The following is a 19240-nucleotide window of genomic DNA, read 5'->3' on the forward strand; positions in this document are numbered from 1 at the left end:
CCCCAGACCCCCTCAGATCCAACGATCTGAGGGGGTCTTCTTTTGCGCCTGGGAAAAGCAAAGCTGCCGCGCGGCCTGGGACGCAACGCAGAGAGCCAGGCAATACGCCCGAGCATTCGATGCGGGCGGACGGCTGGAAGCGGAAGGCACCAACGTGCTGCGCAAGGCCGCGCCCCTTGAGCCAAGTACGACTACTGCGCATGCTGATGCATGCGTGCCCCGTGTGCTTGCTTCGAGTTATCCCACCTCGGAAGCCCGGTACCTGCGGGGCAAAGCAAACGAGATGCGCGGATAGTGATTGCGTCTAAGGTTCGGCCAACAGCGTTGATCGTCCGCAAAAAGACGCAAGACGATTGACCGACAGCGGCAGACGGCGACGCATGCGCCACGCACCTGATAAGCGGCGCAGCGAATCGGGCCGCCGATGCAGGGCTTCGCATCCGATGACGGGCTCCCGATGGAGCTCTCCTGCACTGAACGTCCCCGGCCTTCGCGCGCGCCTGACGCCGCCCTGGCGCCAAGCCGCGGCTAACGAGCGTGAGAGTCATAGCGGCTTAGCTGCTCTGCTTCTCGGGTGCTCCCGCACGACTTCGTGACGCGGTTGAGAGCCGCTACAGCAGGTTTACTTCGCGACGCTCCGTACAGTGGCGGTCCATGGCCGCCGACGGGACCTTGCTCGCCAGGGCTGCGGTTGGCCGCCAATCGCTCGGCGGCGGACTACTGCGCCGGGGGGAGCGTCACCGGGCGATCGCGCAGGCGCGGATGGGAGGGCACGGCGTCCGGCGTGGGTTTGACAGGAGGGTCGTTGCGGCCGAGCCAGTTGTACCAGTGGTAGCGGGCGATGCCGAGCCACTCGACGGCGGCCAGGTCGCTGATCAGCAGGTTGTAGCTGTTGGGCAGCCAGGAGGCGAACGGCGCGGTGTAGTCGCTGCGCGCCGGGGTCGGCTGCAGGCCGAAATGGCGGAAGTACAGCAGGCTGCGCCGCATATGCAGGCCCGAGGTGACCAGGACCAGCGGTCCATGCGCCCTGCTCGAGAGCAGGCGGGCGGTGAACTTGGCGTTCTCGAAGGTGTTGCGCGAGGCTTCTTCCTTCAGCACGTCCTCGGCCGGCACGCCGGCCTCTTCGATGAGCGAGGCATAGAGCTCGGCTTCGCTGTTGCCGAGGCCGGCCGGGTCGCCGCCGGACACCAGCACCTTGCAGCCCTGCGTGGCGGCCTTGCATGCGTCGAACAGCTGCACCGCGCGCAGGATGCGGCTGTAGGCCAGCGACTGCGGTTCGATGCCGCCTTCGTGCGGCAGCCGCTGCATGCCCATGCCCAGCACGATGATCACCGCGTCCGGCTGCCAGTCCACGCGTGCCGGCGAGCGTTGGCCGGCCTGGGTGGCGTCGACGATCCAGCCGGCCAGTACGCCATTGCCCAGCAGCCAGAACACCAGGAACCAGGCCACGCCGACAGCACGCGCGATGCGCGGGCGACGCAGGCGAAAGAGCAGCGCCGTCAGCAGGACGCCGAAGGCAAGAAACAGCAGCGACATCACGCAGGTCCCTGGAACGATGCGTGCATGGTCGCAGATCGCGGCTGGACCTTGGGAGCATCGTGTGAAGGCGATGCGAGCGGCAATCCACAAACAGTTGACGTCTTCGCGACCAGGATCGTGAGTCCCTTCGCCCGCCACCTGGAGCAGCACGCCATGGCCGCACGCAAACCCATCCCCAAGCCCGCCAACCCGCCCGCCGACCAAGGCGCCGTCACGCGCGGCGAAGGCGACGAGCTCCACCAGCAGGCCGGCGGCACGCATCCCGCACTGACCACCAACCAGGGCATCCCGGTCAGCGACAACCAGAACTCGCTCAAGGCCGGCCCGCGCGGACCGACGTTGCTCGAAGATTTCATCCTGCGCGAGAAGATCACCCACTTCGATCATGAGCGCATCCCAGAGCGCATCGTGCATGCACGCGGGACCGCGGCGCACGGCTATTTCGAGCTGACCAAGTCGCTGTCCAAGTACACCACCGCCAAGCTCCTGACCGAGACCGGGGTAAAGACGCCGGTGTTCACGCGCTTTTCGACCGTGGCCGGCGGCGCGGGCTCGGTGGATACGCCGCGCGACGTGCGCGGCTTCGCGGTCAAGTTCTATACCAAGGAGGGCAACTGGGATCTGGTGGGTAACAACATCCCGGTGTTCTTCATCCAGGACGCGATCAAGTTCCCCGATCTGATCCACTCGGTGAAGATGGAGCCGGACCGCGGTTTCCCGCAGGCGGCCAGCGCGCACGACACCTTCTGGGACTTCATCTCGCTCACGCCCGAGTCGATGCACATGATCATGTGGGCGATGAGCGACCGCGCCATCCCGCGTTCGCTGCGCATGATCGAAGGCTTCGGCATCCACAGCTTTCGTCTGCTCGACGCGCAGGGCAACAGCACCTTCGTGAAGTTCCACTGGCGGCCCAAGCTGGGCCTGCAGTCCCACGTCTGGGACGAGGCGGTGAAGGTGGCCGGCGCGGATCCTGACTTCCAGCGCCGCGACATGTTCGAGGCGATCAGCAGCGGCGACTTCCCGGAATGGGAGCTGGGCGTGCAGCTGTTCACCGAGGAACAGGCGGCGCAGTTCCCGTTCGATCACCTGGACCCGACCAAGCTGATCCCGGAGGAGACCATCCCGCTGCAGATCATCGGGCGCATGGTGCTGGACCGCTGGCCGGACAACTTCTTCGCCGAGACCGAGCAGGTGGCCTACTGCCCGGCCAACATCGTGCCCGGCATCGACTTCTCCAACGATCCGCTGCTGCAGGGAAGGCTGTTCTCGTACCTGGACACGCAGCTCTCGCGGCTGGGCTCGCCTAACTTCCATCAGCTGCCGATCAACGCGCCCAAGTGCCCGTTCCACAACAACCAGCGCGACGGCCATATGCAGATGGGCGTGCCGAAGGGGCGCGTGGCCTATGAGCCGTCCTCGCTGCAGGAAGACAGCCCGCGCGAGACGCCGGCCGGCTTCCGCAGTCACGCCACCGTCGATGATGGCGCCAAGGGCCGCCTGCGGCCGGAGAGCTTCGCCGACCACTACAGCCAGGCGCGGCTGTTCTACCGCAGCCAGACCAAGCCCGAGCACGCGCATCTGGCGTCGGCGCTGGTGTTCGAATTGTCCAAGGTCGAGACGGCGCACGTGCGTGAAGCCGTGATCGGTCATCTGCGCCACGTCGATGCCGAGCTGGCCCAGCGCGTGGCCAACGGCTTGGGCCTGGATGCGCTGCCGCCGCCGGCGCAGGCCAAGGTCGAGCCGATCGACATGCCGCTCTCGCCGGCGCTGCAGCTGATCGGCAAGATGAAGGACACGCTCAAGGGCCGCACGGTCGGCATCCTGGTGCATGACGGCTCGGACGTGGGCACGGTCAAGGCCTTGCAGAAGGCGGCAAAGGATGCGGGTGCGACGGTCAAGCTGGTGGCGCCCAAGCTGGGCGTGGCGTTGTCGGAAGGCCGGAAGGTCAGCGCCGATGGCCAGCTGGCGGGCACGCCATCGTTCGTGTTCGATGCGGTCGCGGTGGTGCTGTCGGCCGACGCCGGCAAGGCGCTTGCCAAGGATTCGGCGGCGATCGACTTCGTCAGCAACGCCTGGGCGCATCTGAAGGCCATCGCCAGCGATGCGGGCGCCGCGCCGCTGCTGAAGGCCGGCAACGTCGGCAAGGACGCGGGCATCGTCGATGCGGCCGACACCAAGGGTTTCATCGCCGCGGCCAAGACGCGGCAATGGGCGCGCGAGCCGAAGCTGCGCATGCTGGCCTGAAGTTTTCGCCAAGCATGGCCCGAAGGGCACGCCGGCTTCCGCCGGCGTGCCCTTGTCGTTTCAGGCGATGCGAAGCGCACCACGATATCGTGACCTGTTCAGCAATTCACTGCGCGGCCATCACGTGCGGCTCAGTAAATCTGAGCCACGCATCCTCTCCATCCGACCACCATGGCCGACCTCGCAGTGCAATCCGACGTTCTCGTCGCCATCCTGCTCGCCGCGCTTCTTGCCGCCGTCCTCGTTCTGCTGGTCCAGCCCTTGTTCGGCGGCCGCAAGCGCGCAATGCACGACGCCGACTGGGAGCCGGAGCGCCAGCAGCTGGCCGTGGATCTGGACCAGTGGGCCGCCGACCTGCGCGTGCTGGCCACCTCGCTGCGCCTGGGCCACTGGGGCGATGTGCGCTACGCGCTGCAGTGGCGCACGCTGGATCCGCCCGCTTCGCTGGTGGACGCGCTGGACTGGGATTCGATCAGCGGCCAGCGGGCGGAGGTGCTGGCGCTGTCCAAGGTGATCGGCCACGCCGACGAGCTGGCGCAGATCGCGGTGATGACCGACCAGGTGGCGATGTTGCAGGGCGGCGCCGCAGTCACGCGCGACACCGTGACCTACGCCGCGGCCGACTATGCCAATGCGTTGCTGGTGCTGGCCGACGCCGCGGCCAAGGCACGTGCCGAACTGCGCCCGGACGCACGGGTCGCGGCGATCGCCCAGCCGACCGGTTGAGCGCGCGGCTGCTTATCGTCTTGTCACACATCGCGGCGTTGGGCCCTGTTGCTGGCGGTAAACCGATCCTTGTGCACGAGTGCGAGAGAGGCCTCGTGTGCGCCTTCGGTTGTCGACCGCAGGTCCGGCGGATGCACATCCGCCTCGCTGGCGTCGTGCTGTCCCATCCGCGCCTCGTCCCGCGCATGACGTCTCTGCGAAGCGGACAGGGGAAGCATTGATGTGGCCAGTCTCGCGCGTCTTCGAGCGCGCCAAGCTCAGACACGCCAAGCGCGAAGCCCTGACCGCCCGTCGGCTGCGCAGCGCGGCGCAGGCCGGGGCGGACGAGGAAGCGCATCGGCTGTGGATGGCAGCCGCCCAATGCAGGCGGGTGCTCGAGCGACTGCGGCGCCGTGTCGGCGCGCGGGACCCGGACGGGCGCCTGCTCGAACAGGCGCGCAGGCTGGCGCTGTTCGAACTCGATGCCGAGCGTGCGATTGCCGCACTGCGGATGCAGGTGCTCCAGGGCACCCATAGCATCGACGAGCAGCGGGCGCGTTCGGTCACCGCGCGCGACCATCTGGAAACGGCGGCCGACGAGCTGGAACTGCGCGCCAATCTGGTCGATGCCAGGCAACAGGCGCGCCAGCTGCGCGAGCACTCCGAGGTGCTGCTGAGCGAAAGCAGACAACATCTACTCGCTACCTGCGCGCCGCAAAATACGTAGCTGACATCACGCGCAGCGTCAGCACCGCGCGAAGACGTCCTGACCTCAACGCCACATCGCTGAGCGAAGAGAAAACGCGATGCGTTCAATCAGCGGTAAGCGGTCTCGCCTTCACCCGACATGGGCGGGGGCGCAGCGATGGTATCGGCACACTTCCAGGACCTGCCCCTATGCGCGCCTTCCAACAACGGCACACCCTGCTGCTGGTCGATGACGACTACGCGATCGCCACTGCAACTGGCGAGTATCTCGAATCGATCGGCTACGACGTCGACTACGCCCATGACGGACTCGAAGGCCTGCGCCTGGCCAGCGAGCAGCACTACGACGTGATCCTGCTGGACGGCAAGATGCCGCGTATGGACGGGCTGGATGTCTGCCGTGCGTTCCGCCGCGAGGTCAAGCGCAGCACGCCGATCATCTTCCTGTCGGGCCGCGAGCGGGTCGAGGATCGCGTGACCGGCATCGAGGCCGGCGCGGACGACTACCTGGTCAAGCCATATGCCCTGCCGGAACTGCAGGCCCGCCTGAACGCGCTGATCAAGCGCCAGCGCCGTCAGCTGGCGGGCACGCGGCTGACGGTCGGCGATCTGACCCTGGAGACGGAGAACTACACGGTCAAGCGCGCCGGCCAGCGGCTGTCGCTCTCGCCGATCCAGTTTCAGCTGCTGGCGGTGCTGATGCGGCATTCGCCGGCGATCGTCACCCGGGCCCAGCTGGAGCGCGAGATCTGGGGCAGCGACCTGCCGGACTCGGACACGCTGCGCAGCCACATCTACAATCTGCGCAAGGTCATCGACAAGCCGTTCGGTAGCCCGCTGCTGCACACCCACCTGACCTTCGGTTTCCGTCTGGCGCCGGTGGACCAGCCGCTGCCATCGACGCAGCCCGAGACCGATTCGGCCGCCGTGGCGGCCTGAGGCGGCCCTTGGGCCCGGCGTCGGTCCCTTCCCACTCACCAAGGATTGCGCTTGCCCCAGGAAACCGCACCCGGCTTCAAGTCCCCGGCGATCGACGACCTGCGCCTGAAGGGTCACAAGTCGGACATCTTCTTCGCGGCGGTGGAAACCACCCGCATGCCGATGATCGTCACCGACCCGCACCAGCCCGACAACCCGATCATCTTCGCCAATCGCGCCTTCATCGAGATGACCGGCTACAGCGCCGAAGAGCTGGTCGGGCGTAACTGCCGTTTCCTGCAGGGCAAGGACACCGACCGGGCCACGGTCGCGGCGATACGCGAATCGGTGGCGCAGAACCGCGAGTTCGCCGCGGAGATCCTGAACTACCGCAAGGACGGCACCTCGTTCTGGAACGCCTTGTTCACCTCGCCGGTGTTCGACGAGCAGGGCAATCTGATCTTCTTCTTCGGTTCGCAGCTGGACGTCAGCCGCCGCCGCGACGCCGAGGACGCACTGCGCCAGGCGCAGAAGATGGAAGCGGTCGGCCAGCTGACAGGCGGCATCGCGCACGACTTCAACAATCTGCTGCAGGTCATGAGCGGGCACCTGGAGCTGCTGGGGATGCTCAACAGTGCCGAGAAGCCGGACCAGGCGCGCATCGAGGTCGGCATCGCGCGCGCGCAGGCCGCGGCCAAGAAGGCCGCCACGCTGACCCAGCAACTGCTCGCATTCGCGCGTCGCCAGCGGCTGGAGGGCCGGACCACCAACCTCAACACGCTGGTGTCGGGAATGATCGACCTGGCGCACCGCTCGCTGGGCGACGATGTCGAGCTGGTCACCCACCTGGACGCCTCGCTGTGGAACGCCAAGCTGGACAGCACCCAGGCCGAGGTGGCGCTGCTGAACATCCTGCTCAATGCGCGCGACGCGATGGAGGATCGCCCGCAGCGGCAGGTGACCATCGAGACGGCCAATGTGGAGGTGGACCAGAGCGATCTCAGCAGCCCCGACTTCCATCATCTGGCGCCGGGTCACTACGTCAGCGTGGCCGTGACCGACACCGGCTGCGGTATGCCGCTGGACATCCAGCAGCGCGTGCTGGAGCCGTTCTTCACCACCAAGGAGGAAGGCAAGGGCACCGGGCTGGGCATGAGCATGGTGTACGGTTTTGTCAAGCAGTCCGGCGGCGCGGTGCGCATCTATTCGGAGGTGGATCGGGGCAGCACGATCCGGCTGTACTTCCCGGCCCAGCCCAGCGAAGGCGGCAAGCCGCAGCTGCCCGAACCGCGTGCCAGCGGCCGCGGCGGCAGCGAACGGATCCTGATCGTGGAGGACCGTGAGGAGGTCGCGGCGGTGGCGCAGATGTTCCTGGAAGCGGCCGGCTATCAGACCGAGGTCGCCAGCAACGCGGCGCAGGCGCTGGAGCTGCTGAAGGCGAGCGACCCGTTCAATCTGCTGTTCACCGACCTGATCATGCCGGGCGGCATGAATGGCGTGGTCCTGGCCCACGAGGTCATGCGGCGCAGTCCGGCGACCAAGGTCATCCTCACCACCGGCTATGCCGAAAACACGCTGGCGCGCAGCGACGCCGAAGGCGCGCAGTTCGACGTGATCAACAAGCCATACACCCAGCGCGACCTGCTCAAGCTGGTCCGTCAGGTGCTGGACGGCCCGACCGGCGTGGGCTGAGCTGCAGCGGCAGCCTTGCCGTCAAACACCTGCGAGACGAAGAGGCCCCGAAAGGGGCCTTTTCGTTGGCGCGACCGATCCGTGAGCCGCCTTGACGCGCCCGGCACCCGGCGCGTAAGGTGCGTCCGTCGTGGTTCCATCGCTTCATCCACATGAAGCGATGGATTAAACGGGAATCCGGTGAAGGCGCGCCCCGTGCGCGTCCATTCCGGAGCTGCCCCGCAGCGGTCATTGGAAACGAAGCCTGCCAACAGCACTGGTCCGCGCCGCAAGGCATCGGGCCGGGAAGCGGCGGGGAGTAGGGGGTGCGGACCCGTCCGCGCCGTGTCCATGAGCCCGAAGACCGGCCCCGGCCGGAGGACCCTGCTCGGTCTTCCGCTTCGACCTGGCACCGCTCGCGGGAGCGGCACGGGCGCGTGATGCGGCGGGCGCAAGGCCCGGTGCAGCAGGCGTGCGCGTGTGGAGGTTTCCGCGCACGGGGCCGGTTCGCCCGCGGGGGCGAAGGTCGCTGGCATGGCACGTCGCAGCCGCAGGGCTGTAAGGCGTGGCGTGCGGTTCCTTCGTTCCTCAATGCCCACACGCAATGAGGATCCATTCAATGACCAGCGTCACCAACCTTGGCTTTCCGCGCATCGGACCACGCCGTGAACTCAAGCACGCCCTGGAGCGCTACTGGAAGGGCGAGCACAGCGCCGACACGCTGCAGGCCACCGCCGCGGCCCTGCGCGCGCAGCACTGGCAGCTGCAGCGGCAGGCCGGCGCCGACGTGCTGCCCAGCAACGACTTCTCGCTCTACGACCATGTGCTGGACACGGCGTTCCTGTTCGACGCCCTCCCGCAGCGTTATCGCGCCCTGGCCGACGCCGACCCGCTGGCCGGCTACTTCGCCATGGCGCGCGGCGTGCAGACCGGGGGCATCGACCTGCGCGCGCTGGAGATGACCAAGTGGTTCGACACCAACTACCACTACATCGTCCCCGAGCTGCATGCCGGCCAGGACTTCGCCCTGCGCGGCGACAAGCCGGTGGCCCAGTTCCTGGAGGCCAGGGCCGCCGGCTTCGACACGCGCCCGGTGCTGCTTGGGCCGGTGAGCTTCCTGCTGCTGTCCAAGACCACCGATGGCAGCGACCGGCTGGCGCTGCTCGAGCGCCTGCTGCCGGTGTACGCGCAGCTGCTCGAACGCCTGCATGCTGCTGGCGCGGCTTGGGTGCAGATCGACGAACCCACGCTGGTGCTGGACCTGGACGAGGCGGCGAAGGCGGCCTTCGCCCGCGCCTATGCGTTCCTGGCCCAGGCGCCGCGCTCCAGGTTGCTGCTGACCACCTACTTCGGCGCGCTGGGCGACAACCTGGACCTGGTCGCGCGGCTGCAGGTCGAGGGGCTGCACGTGGATCTGGTGCGCGCGCCGGAACAGCTCGACGCGGTGCTGCAGGCCTGGCCCAAGGGCCGCGTGCTCTCGGCCGGCCTGGTCAACGGGCGCAATGTCTGGCGCACCAACCTGGACAACGCGCTGACGCTGGCGCGCTATGCGCAAGGGCACGTCGGCGCCGACAACCTGTGGCTGGCGCCGTCGTGCGCGCTGCTGCACGTACCGGTCGACCTGGAGCAGGAGAAGGCGCTCGATGCCGAACTCAAGTCCTGGCTGTCCTTCGCACGGCAGAAGCTGGGCGAGCTGCGCGTGCTGGCCGACGCGCTGGACGGACGCGAAGGCGCGGAAGGCCTGCTGGCGCAGCAGCGCGCCCGCCTGGAATCGCGCCGCCAGTCGGCGCGCGTGCATCGGCCCGAGGTGGCCCGGCGCCTGGCCACGCTGAGCGAGGCCGACAGCCGGCGCGCCTCGCCTTACGCCCAGCGCCGCGTGCTGCAGGAGCAGGCGTTCGGGCTGCCGGTGTATCCGACCACCACCATCGGCTCGTTCCCGCAGACCCAGCAGGTGCGTCAGGCGCGCGCCCAGCACAAGGCGGGCAAGCTGTCCGACGCCGACTACGAGACCTTCCTGGAGGCCGAGACCGAGCGCTGTGTGCGCTTCCAGGAACGCATCGGCCTGGACGTGCTGGTGCATGGCGAGTACGAGCGCAACGACATGGTCGAGTACTTTGGCGAGCAGCTGGACGGCTTCGCCTTCACCAAGCTGGGCTGGGTGCAGAGCTACGGCAGCCGCTGCGTCAAGCCGCCGATCATCTTCGGCGACGTGGTGCGCCCGAAGCCGATGACCGTGCGCTGGTCGCGCTACGCCCAGTCGCTGACCCAGCGGCCGATGAAGGGCATGCTGACCGGCCCGGTGACGGTGCTGCAGTGGTCGTTCGTGCGCGACGACCAGGCCCGCAGCGAGACCTGCCGGCAGATCGCGCTGGCCCTGCGCGATGAGGTCAACGACCTGGAGGCCGCCGGCATCGGCATCATCCAGATCGACGAGCCGGCCATCCGCGAGGGCCTGCCGCTGCGCCGCGATGCGTGGTCGGACTACCTGAACTGGGCGATCGAGGCCTTCCGCATCTGCGCCAGCGGTGTGGGCGATGCGACCCAGATCCATACCCACATGTGCTATTCGGAGTTCAACGACATCATCGATGCGGTGGCGGCGATGGATGCGGACGTGATCTCGATCGAGACCTCGCGCTCGCGCATGGAGCTGCTCGATGCGTTCGTGCGGTTCCGCTATCCCAACGGTATCGGCCCGGGCGTGTACGACATCCACTCCCCGCGCGTGCCCTCGGTGGAGGAAATGGTGGAACTGCTGCGCAAGGCGCGGGCGGTGCTCAGCCCGCAGCAGCTGTGGGTCAACCCGGACTGCGGCCTGAAGACCCGCGGCTGGGACGAGACGCGCCATGCGCTGGAGCAGATGGTGGAAGCCGCACGCCGCCTGCGCGCGGATCTGGCCCAGGCGGCCTGATGCGCGCGTGCCGCGCCTGCGCTGCAGGCGCGGCATTTCGGCGCACGCGGCACACCACGCGGCGTGTCCCCCGGCTGAAACCGTTATGAAGCCGATAACGTTTTCACGGCTGCCAGCGACGCGGGGCTTGCGTACACTCTGGCTCCCCCATCTTTCATAGGACTTGCCGACCGTGTCGATCAACCAGGAACAGCGGGACAAGATTGCTTCCGGCCAGGGCTTCATCGCCGCACTGGACCAGAGCGGCGGCAGCACGCCCAAGGCGCTCAAGCTCTACGGCGTCGACGAGTCGGCCTATTCCAACGATGCGGAGATGTTCGCGCTGGTCCACCAGATGCGCGAGCGCATCGTCACCAGCCCGGCGTTCACCGGCGAGCGCGTGGTCGGGGCGATCCTGTTCGAGCGCACGCTCGACGACCGCTTCGCAGGCGAAGAGGCCGCGCACTACCTGTGGAACGTCAAGCAGGTCGTGCCGTTCCTCAAGATCGACAAGGGCCTGGAGGACGAGGCCAACGGCGTGCAGCTGCTCAAGCCCATCCCGGGCCTGGCCGAGCTGCTGGCCAAGGCCAAGGCCAAGGGCGTGTTCGGCACCAAGGAGCGCTCGGTCATCAAGGCCGACAACGCCGCCGGCATCGCGGCGGTGCTGGACCAGCAGTTCGAGCTGGGCCAGCAGGTGCTGGACGCCGGCCTGGTCCCGATCATCGAGCCGGAGGTGGACATCAAGGCCGCCGACAAGGCGCAGATCGAGACCACGCTGAAGCAGGGGCTGCTCGAGCGCCTGGACAAGGTCGATGCGTCCACGCCGGTCGTGCTCAAGCTGACCCTGCCCAGCGTCGATGGCTTCTTCAAGGAGCTGGTCGACCACCCCAGCGTGCTCAAGGTCGTGGCGCTGTCCGGCGGCTACAGCCGCGATGAGGCCAACGCCAAGCTGGCCCGGAACCCCGGCATCATCGCCAGCTTCAGCCGCGCGCTGACCGAGGGCCTGAGCGCGCAGCAGAGCGACGAGGAGTTCAACAAGACCCTCGATGCCACCATCGAGTCGATCTACCGCGCCTCGATCGCCTGATCGACGCGGACGGTGTGGTTCACGCAGGCCCCGCTTCGGCGGGGCCTGTTGCGTTTCAAGGGCCGCGGCAGGGCGGGCTTCAACGATCGGCGGCGCGGTCGGCCCAGTCGGCCAGGTGAGTGCGCAAGGCCTGCGCAGTCGGCGACAGCGGGCGCGCGTCGTCCCAGCACAGGCACAGGCGTCGCTGCGCCCAGGGCTCGCGCAGCGCAACGCCGCGAACGCACGGCCCAAGCCGCGCCAGTGCGGCGGCCGGCACCACGGCGACGCCGGCGCCGGCGGCGACCACCGCGCCGATGGCCTCGAATGTACGCAGCCGCACGCGATACGCCAAACGCAGGCCCAGCGCCGCCGCCTGGGCGTCCAGATGCCGCTGCAGGGCACTACCTTCGGGCAGGCCGATCCAGGGCTCGGCCGCCAGATCGGCCAGACTCAGCGCCTGCGCACTGGCGGCGGCGTGCGCGGGCGGCAGCAGCGCCACCAGGGTGTCGCGCGCGAAGTGCTGGCGTTGCAGGCCTGGCGAGGCCGCGGCCTCGGACAGGATGCCCAGCTCCACCACGCCGGCCTCCAGCGCCTTGGCGATCTCCTCGCTGCTGCGCTCGAGTAGCTCCACGTCGATGTGGGGATGGGCCGCCAGCCAGGGCGCCAGCGCGGCGGGAAGCGCCTCGCTCATGGTCGCGGTATTGACCATCAGGCGCACGCGTCCGCGCGTCCCGCGCGCATGGTCGGCCAGTGCGTGCCGCAGCAGCGCCGACTGCTGCAGGATCGAGCGCGCGTGATGGGCCACCGCCTCGCCCGCCGCGGTGGGCCGGATGCCCTTGGGCAGGCGGTCGAGCAGGACGACCCCGGCGTATTCCTCCATCGCACGCAGGCGCTCGCTGGCGGCGGCCAGCGACAGGTGCGCGCGCTCGGCGCCGGCGGTGATGCTGCCGGCGTCCAGCACGGCCAGGAACAGGCGCAGGTCGGGCAGATCGAATCGCAAGGCCAAGGGCTCCTTCGGCTGGCCCGAAGGTCGGCATCGGACAGACCGCATTGTGCCCGTGCGCGTCACCCCGTTTCATGGCGGCATGCAGATCTCGACGGAAGTGTGGTGGCTGATCGTGCTCGGCACGTTCTTCGTGGCCGGCTGCGTGAAAGGCGTGACCGGCATGGGCCTGCCTACCGTGGCCATGGGCGTGCTGGGTGCGCTGATGTCGCCGGCCTGGGCGGCCGCCTTGCTGCTGCTGCCTTCGCTGGTGACCAATGTGCTGCAGCTGGTCAGTGGCGGGCAGCTGGGTGCGCTGCTGCGACGGCTGTGGCCGATGCAGCTGGCGGTGGTCGCCGGCACGCTGCTGGCCTCCGCCTGGCTGGCCGGTGGGGCGGCGGACGGCACGGCGCGCCTGCTCGGCATCGCGCTGGTGCTCTACGCCCTGGTGACCCTGCTGTCCCGGCCGTTTCGTGTGCCGCCCGCGCTGGAACGCGTGCTTGCGCCGCTGGTCGGCGGCATCACCGGCGTGGTGACGGGGGTAACCGGCGTGTTCGTGATCCCGGCGGTGCCCTTCCTGCAGGCGCTGGGCCTGCACCGCGATGCGCTGGTGCAGGCGCTGGGCCTGTCCTTCACCGTCTCCACGCTCGCGCTGGCCGCCGGTCTGGCCCTGCATGGCGCGCTGTCGGTCGGTCATCTGCTGCCGTCGTCGATCGCCGTGCTGCCTGCCCTGGCGGGCATGTGGCTGGGCCAGCGCCTGCGCCAGCGCATCCGTCCGGCCGCGTTCCGGACCGGCTTCCTGATCTGTCTGCTGCTGCTCGGGGTGGAGCTTGCGTGGCGCGGTTGAAACGCGGGCGCGTGCGGGGCCGGAGCGCTACTGGCCGATGCTGCCGCGCAGGTCGACCTGTTCGACGCCGGGGACCCCGCGCAGGTCTTCCAGGGCCTGCAGCAGCGCCGCCTGCGGCACGGTGGACTCACAGCGCACGTCGAGCAGATCGGTCTGCGGCGAGCGCGGCTTGAGCACCATGCGCTGCACCGGCAGGCCGCTGCCCTCCAGCTGCTGCTGGATCTGGCCCAGCGGCGCGTGCTGCCGCGACAGCACCAGCTTCAGGCCCGGCATCGAGGCGCGGCGGCGGCGCAGATAGCGGCGCTCCAGCGGCTTGAGCAGGGCCAGGATGATCCACAGCAGCGCGGTGGCCAGCACCGCGGCCGCGTACAGGCCGCTGCCGGCGGCCAGCCCGATCGAGGCCACCGCCCACAGCCCGGCCGCGGTGGTGAGGCCGCGGATCACCTGCTCGCGCTGCAGGAACAGGATGGTGCCGGCGCCGAGGAAGCCCACGCCGCTGATCACCTGGGCGGCGATGCGCGAGGGATCGAGCACCACATGCGGATTGCCCAGCACGTCGTTGAAGCCGAACGCAGAGACGATGATGGCCAGGGCCGCGCCGACGCAGACCAGCATGTGCGTGCGCAGGCCGGCGGCCCACTCCAGCCGGCCGCGGTCGGCGCCGATGATGCCGCCGAGCAGCGCGGCCAGCAGCAGGCGCAGGGCGATCTCCCAGGTGTCGAGCATGGTGCAGTCTCCTTGCAGGTGGCCGGTGCGCTGCACGCACGGGCAACGCGGCTGAGCCTAGCCCCATCGCGATCAAGGCGCGCTCAAGGCGGAGCCGGCTTGAGGCCGCTGGCGCGCGTGGCTAGGCTGCGCCTTCCCCACGCCGCTGGCCGCTTCGATGACCGACATGCCTTCCGATACCGCGCTGATCGTGGTCGATCTGCAGCCGGACTTCATGCCGGGCGGCGCGCTGGCCTGCTTCGAGGGCGATGCGATCGTGCCGGGCATCGCGCAGCTGCTGGCCGCGCGCGTCTACGGCACGGTCGTGGCCACGCAGGACTGGCATCCGGGTGCGCATGCCTCCTTCGCCGCCCAGCATCCGGGGCGTGCGCCGTTCGAGGTGATCGAGCTGCACGGCCAGCCGCAGACGCTGTGGCCGCCGCACTGCGTGCAGGGCACGCCGGGCGCGGCGCTGGACCCGCGCGTGGACTGGACGCCGGCCGACCTGATCCTGCGCAAGGGCACCCATGCGCAGGTCGATTCCTACAGCGCGTTCCGCGAGAACCACGGCCCGGATGGGCTGCGTCCCAGCACCGGCCTGGCCGGCTGGCTGCGCGAGCGCGGCATCGCGCAGGTGCACGTCTGCGGGCTGGCGCGCGATGTCTGCGTGCTGTGGACGGCGCAGGATGCGCGCGCCGAAGGCTTCGAGGTGGCGTTCCTGTGGGAGCTGACGCGCCCGGTCACGCCGGACGGGGACGCGCCGACGCGCGCGGCGTTGCAGGAGGCTGGGATTCCGATTCGCTGAACGCGTGATCCGAGTCGCCAAGCCGGGGAGCGGGACTCCCGGGTTTGACAACTCCGGGGCCAAAACGTGTATTTTGCGTTAAACGTGCTGCGCCACAGCACGCCTCGCATACCACCCACGCCCCCGGAGTCGCCCCATGTCCGCCAGCAGGTCGCTGCGTCACGCCACGCTCGCCATCGCCATCAATGCCGCCGTCGCCACCGTCGCGCTGGCGCAGCAGGCGCCGGTGGCGCTGGATGCGGTCACCGTCACCGCCGACCGCCGCGCCGAGAACGCCAAGGACGTGCCGGTCTCGGCCACCGTGCTGCGCCCGGAATACCTGGACGCCATCTCCACCAGCGCCTCGGACGTGCGCGTGCTGGCCGGCAAGTCGCCCAGCCTCAACGTGGAGTCCTCCAACGGCCGCGTGTTCCCGCGCTTCTACATCCGCGGCTACGGCAACACCGATTTCACCACCTACGCCTCGCAGCCGGTGTCGCTGGTGTACGACGACGTGGTCTACGAGAACGCCTTCATCAAGGGCTTCCCGATGTTCGACCTGGCTAGCGTCGAGGTGCTGCGCGGCCCGCAGGGCACGCAGTTCGGCCGCAACACGCCCGGCGGCGTGGTGAAGTTCAACTCGGTGCGGCCGGTGCTCGGCGAGACCTCCGGCTATGCCAGCGTGTCCTACGGCACTCATGCGACCAGCTCGGTCGAAGGCGCGCTCAACCTGCCGATGGGCAGCGACTGGGCCGCGCGCATCTCGCTGCTGCAGCAGCACCGCGACGACTGGGTGACCAGCCAGATCAGCGGGCAGAAGCTGGAAGGCTACGACGACTCGGCCCTGCGCCTGCAGGCGCTGTTCCAGCCCTCGGAGGACTTCAACGCGCTGTTCAACGCGCACGCGCGCAAGCTCAACGGCACCGCGCGCCTGTTCCGCGCCAACATCATCCAGTCGGGTAACAACAACCTGGTCGATGGCTTCGACCCGGACAAGGCCTACATCGATGGCCACAACGCGCAGGAGCTGACCACCTACGGCGGCAGCGCCAACCTGACCTTCAGCTCGGGCGATGTGACCTTCCACTCGATCACCGGCTACGAGGGCATCTCCAAGTACTACAGCCGCGGCGACATCGACGGCGGCTACGGCCCGGGCGCGTTCGTGAACCCAGCCGTGCCGTCGGGCCCGGGCTTCATCCCGTTCTCGGTGGAGACCGCCGGTGGGATCAAGTCGCTGGACCAGTTCACCCAGGAGCTGCGCGCCGAGTCGGATTACACCGGCCCGCTCAACTGGCAGGGCGGCCTGTACTACTTCTACGACAACGTGCAGGGTGAGGCCTACGACTACGACACCCTGGCCGGTGGCGCGCTGACCGGCTACGACCTGACCAAGCAGAAGACCAGCTCGTGGGCGGCGTTCGCCTCGCTCAACTACCAGGCCACCGACGTGCTCAACCTGCGCGCCGGCATCCGCTACACGCACGACCACAAGACCTTCGACATCCTGCAGTGGGACCGCACCTCGCCGCCGCCGATCGGTGGTGACACCAGCGGTTCGAAGGTCACCGGCGACGTCGCCGCGACCTGGGCGCTGAGCGATGCGGTCAACCTGTATGCGCGCGCTGCGCGCGGCTATCGCGGCGCCAGCTTCGGCCCGCCGTCCACCGGCGTGCCGGTGACCGTGGCCCGCCCGGAGACGGTGGATTCCTATGAGCTGGGCATCAAGGCCGACCTGTGGGAGCGCCGCGGCCGGCTGGCCTTCGACATCTACAGCATGGACATCAAGGACCAGCAGCTGACCGCGGTGGGCGGCACGTCCAATGCCGTGCAGCTGATCAACGCCAAGAAGAGCCAGGCCTACGGCGCCGAGCTGGACTTCGACCTGCTGCTGACCGAGAACCTGCGCTTTGGCCTCAACGGCAGCTACAACCACACCGAGATCAAGGACAAGGGCCTGGCCACTTCGACCTGCTCGGCGTGGGTGTGCACGGTGACCGATCCGGTCGATGCCAACGGCTTCGCCCGCATCGACGGCAACCCGCTGCCGCAGGCGGCCAAGTGGATCGGCAACGTCAACCTGCGCTACGGCGTGCCGATGGGCGCCGACGGCGAGCTGTTCTTCTACACCGACTGGTCGTATCGCAGCGAAGTGAACTTCTTCCTGTACCAGTCGCGCGAGTTCATCGGCCAGCCGCTGACCGAAGGCGGCCTGAAGATCGGCTACACCTGGGCCGACGGCAAGTACGAGGCCTCGGTGTTCTGCCGCAACTGCACCAATCAGATCCGGGCCACCGGCGCGATCGACTTCGACAACCTGACCGGCTTCATCAACGACCCGCGCATCATCGGCGCGCAGTTCCGCGCGGGCTTCTGACGCGCGAGCCACCTTCCTGTAGAGCGGAGCTTGCTCCGCTGCTTCTGGTCCGGTTCATGGGAAAGGCCCCAGCGGAGCAAGCTCCGCTCTACCTCCGCTGCTTCTGGTCCGGTTCTTGAGAAACGCCCCAGCGGAGCAAGCTCCGCTCTACGGGTGGGGCGCTTCGCATGACCTTGGGCACGGGCGCGGCTGTCGGGGGCTGACGCTAGACTCGGCGCATCCCTTCGCAGTCAGGTGTGCGCCCATGAGCAGCTGGTACTTCCTCACCGGCACCGAGCAGACCCGCTCGGGCCCGTTCGACGACGCGGCCGCGCAGGCCTTCGCGCGCGCAAACCCGTTCGCGCTGGCCTGGCGCGAGGGCCTGTCCGGCTGGCAGCCGGTCGGGACCCTGGCCGAGCTGGGCGGCGGCGCCTCGCCGCCGAACATGCCGCCGCCGCCGACCGGGGCGGGGCGCGCGGACGACATCGATTTCCGCATCGTCGGCCACGACATGCAGTTCGTCGAGGTGGAGCTGGACCCGGGCGAGAGCGCGGTGGCCGAGGCCGGCGCGCTGATGTTCAAGGACGCCTCGGTGCAGATGGACACGGTGTTCGGCGACGGCCGCAGCAGCGGTGCCGGCGGCGGCTTCATGGACAAGCTGCTGGCCGCGGGCAAGCGCGTGGTCACCGGCGAGAGCCTGTTCACCACCGTCTACACGCACACCGGCAGCGGCAAGGCCAAGGTCGCCTTCGCCGCGCCGTACCCGGGCACCGTGGTGCCGCTGAAGCTGTCCGAACACGGCGGCCGCCTGATCTGCCAGAAGGACAGCTTCCTGGCCGGCGCGCGCGGGGTGTCGCTGGGCATCGCCTTCCAGCGCAAGATCCTCACCGGCCTGTTCGGCGGCGAGGGCTTCATCATGCAGAAGCTCGAGGGCGACGGCTGGGTGTTCGTCCACGCCGGCGGCACGGTGGTCGAGCGCGAGCTGGCCGCCGGCGAGCGCATCGACGTGGATACCGGCTGCGTGGTCGCCTACCACGGCGGCGTGGACATGGACATCCGCCGCGTGGCGGGCATCAAGAGCATGTTCTTCGGCGGCGAAGGCGTGTTTCTGGCGACGCTGACCGGGCCAGGCAAGGTGTGGCTGCAGTCGCTGCCGTTCTCGCGCATGGCCGGCCGCATGCTGCAGGCCGCCCCGCAAGGTGGCGGCCAGGCCCGCGGCGAAGGCTCGGTGCTGGGTGGGCTGGGCCGCATCCTGGATGGGGACAACAACTTCTGATTCCGGGTCGCCTCCCGCCGCGGAGGCGATCGAGAAGCGGTGGCTGCCGCCGGCATCGGCAGGCCGAGCGCCGTCGGCGGGTGCCTCGAGCGCAAGCTCACGCGCCGTGAGACCAGCTTTCTCTTGCACTCTACAAATATCCTTGTAGAGTGGTGGCATGAACGATGATGTCGCCGTTTCCGCGCTCGCAGCCCTGGCGCATGCCGATCGACTGACCGCCTTCCGCCTGCTGGTGAAAGCCGGTCCGGAAGGCGTGGCGTCCGGAGACATCGCCGAAGCGCTGTCCATCCCGCCCACGCGCATGAGCTTCCACCTGGCGACGCTGGAGCGGGCCGGCCTGGTGCGCGCGTGGCGCGATGGCCGGCGCGTGCGCTACGCGGCCAGCTACGAGGACATGCGCCAGCTGCTGGCCTTTCTGACCGAGGACTGCTGCTCCGGCAACCCGGCCATCTGCGGCGACCTGCTCGGGCTTGCGTCCGCCTGCGCCCCGCAGCGCCGCGCGTGAGCGGGGCGGGTGCTCCGAACCTTCTTCCGGACCTCACAAGC

15 protein-coding genes and 1 riboswitch are annotated in these 19240 nt (G+C 68.9%); of the genes, 12 read left to right on the forward strand and 3 right to left on the reverse strand.

All coding sequences use genetic code 11. The features are described 5' to 3' along the window. Positions 1 to 717: 717 nt before the first annotated feature. Positions 718 to 1536 (reverse strand): YdcF family protein, encoded by an 819-nt coding sequence (locus WFQ05_RS07105; protein WP_165421984.1) that lies wholly within the window; start codon positions 1534 to 1536, stop codon positions 718 to 720. A gap of 156 nt (positions 1537 to 1692) precedes the next feature. Between WFQ05_RS07105 and WFQ05_RS07110 the strand changes: the two genes are divergently transcribed. The 7 genes from WFQ05_RS07110 to WFQ05_RS07140 all read left to right on the forward strand — a co-directional run bounded on the left by WFQ05_RS07110 (position 1693) and on the right by WFQ05_RS07140 (position 11765). Next, positions 1693 to 3786, forward strand: coding sequence for a catalase (locus tag WFQ05_RS07110; protein WP_337053549.1), 2094 nt, complete (start codon positions 1693 to 1695; stop codon positions 3784 to 3786). A gap of 171 nt (positions 3787 to 3957) precedes the next feature. Beyond that, positions 3958 to 4512: a hypothetical protein gene (locus WFQ05_RS07115; RefSeq protein ID WP_337053266.1), complete on the forward strand. Its 555-nt coding sequence runs from the start codon at positions 3958 to 3960 to the stop codon at positions 4510 to 4512. Between the two features lie 220 nt (positions 4513 to 4732). Continuing rightward, positions 4733 to 5218: a hypothetical protein gene (locus tag WFQ05_RS07120; protein WP_337053267.1), complete on the forward strand. Its 486-nt coding sequence runs from the start codon at positions 4733 to 4735 to the stop codon at positions 5216 to 5218. 170 nt (positions 5219 to 5388) lie between these two features. After that, positions 5389 to 6138 (forward strand): response regulator transcription factor, encoded by a 750-nt coding sequence (locus tag WFQ05_RS07125; protein WP_337053268.1) that lies wholly within the window; start codon positions 5389 to 5391, stop codon positions 6136 to 6138. 156 nt (positions 6139 to 6294) lie between these two features. Next, positions 6295 to 7809 (forward strand): histidine kinase famiy protein, encoded by a 1515-nt coding sequence (locus WFQ05_RS07130; RefSeq protein WP_337053550.1) that lies wholly within the window; start codon positions 6295 to 6297, stop codon positions 7807 to 7809. A 114-nt stretch (positions 7810 to 7923) separates the two neighbouring features. Next, positions 7924 to 8176: riboswitch (cobalamin riboswitch) on the forward strand. Positions 8177 to 8407: 231 nt separating this feature from the next. Beyond that, on the forward strand, positions 8408 to 10699 hold the full coding sequence (gene metE, locus WFQ05_RS07135) for a 5-methyltetrahydropteroyltriglutamate--homocysteine S-methyltransferase (protein WP_337053269.1): 2292 nt from the start codon (positions 8408 to 8410) through the stop codon (positions 10697 to 10699). A 178-nt stretch (positions 10700 to 10877) separates the two neighbouring features. Continuing rightward, a complete protein-coding gene (locus WFQ05_RS07140) occupies positions 10878 to 11765 on the forward strand; it encodes a fructose bisphosphate aldolase (protein WP_345786381.1) in 888 nt (295 codons plus the stop codon). Between the two features lie 79 nt (positions 11766 to 11844). Here WFQ05_RS07140 and WFQ05_RS07145 read toward each other — a convergent pair whose 3' ends face one another. Beyond that, a complete protein-coding gene (locus WFQ05_RS07145) occupies positions 11845 to 12744 on the reverse strand; it encodes a LysR family transcriptional regulator (protein WP_337053271.1) in 900 nt (299 codons plus the stop codon). 85 nt (positions 12745 to 12829) lie between these two features. Between WFQ05_RS07145 and WFQ05_RS07150 the strand changes: the two genes are divergently transcribed. Beyond that, positions 12830 to 13573 (forward strand): sulfite exporter TauE/SafE family protein, encoded by a 744-nt coding sequence (locus tag WFQ05_RS07150; protein WP_130524531.1) that lies wholly within the window; start codon positions 12830 to 12832, stop codon positions 13571 to 13573. A 27-nt stretch (positions 13574 to 13600) separates the two neighbouring features. Here WFQ05_RS07150 and WFQ05_RS07155 read toward each other — a convergent pair whose 3' ends face one another. After that, positions 13601 to 14299, reverse strand: coding sequence for an MgtC/SapB family protein (locus tag WFQ05_RS07155; protein ID WP_130524532.1), 699 nt, complete (start codon positions 14297 to 14299; stop codon positions 13601 to 13603). Between the two features lie 157 nt (positions 14300 to 14456). Here WFQ05_RS07155 and WFQ05_RS07160 point away from each other — a divergent pair, with 157 nt between their 5' ends. From WFQ05_RS07160 to WFQ05_RS07175, 4 genes are all read left to right on the forward strand, one after another. Continuing rightward, the gene (locus WFQ05_RS07160; protein ID WP_337053274.1) at positions 14457 to 15083 is read left to right on the forward strand and encodes a nicotinamidase; all 627 of its coding nucleotides are present in this window, start codon (positions 14457 to 14459) and stop codon (positions 15081 to 15083) included. Between the two features lie 136 nt (positions 15084 to 15219). Continuing rightward, the gene (locus WFQ05_RS07165; RefSeq protein ID WP_130535292.1) at positions 15220 to 17439 is read left to right on the forward strand and encodes a TonB-dependent receptor; all 2220 of its coding nucleotides are present in this window, start codon (positions 15220 to 15222) and stop codon (positions 17437 to 17439) included. A 244-nt stretch (positions 17440 to 17683) separates the two neighbouring features. Next, the gene (locus WFQ05_RS07170; RefSeq protein WP_130520650.1) at positions 17684 to 18694 is read left to right on the forward strand and encodes a TIGR00266 family protein; all 1011 of its coding nucleotides are present in this window, start codon (positions 17684 to 17686) and stop codon (positions 18692 to 18694) included. Between the two features lie 157 nt (positions 18695 to 18851). After that, the gene (locus WFQ05_RS07175) at positions 18852 to 19199 is read left to right on the forward strand and encodes a helix-turn-helix domain-containing protein (RefSeq protein ID WP_337053276.1); all 348 of its coding nucleotides are present in this window, start codon (positions 18852 to 18854) and stop codon (positions 19197 to 19199) included. Positions 19200 to 19240: the final 41 nt, after the last annotated feature.

The organism is Pseudoxanthomonas sp. USHLN014, assembly GCF_037153335.1.
Lineage (GTDB): Bacteria > Pseudomonadota > Gammaproteobacteria > Xanthomonadales > Xanthomonadaceae > Pseudoxanthomonas_A > Pseudoxanthomonas_A winnipegensis.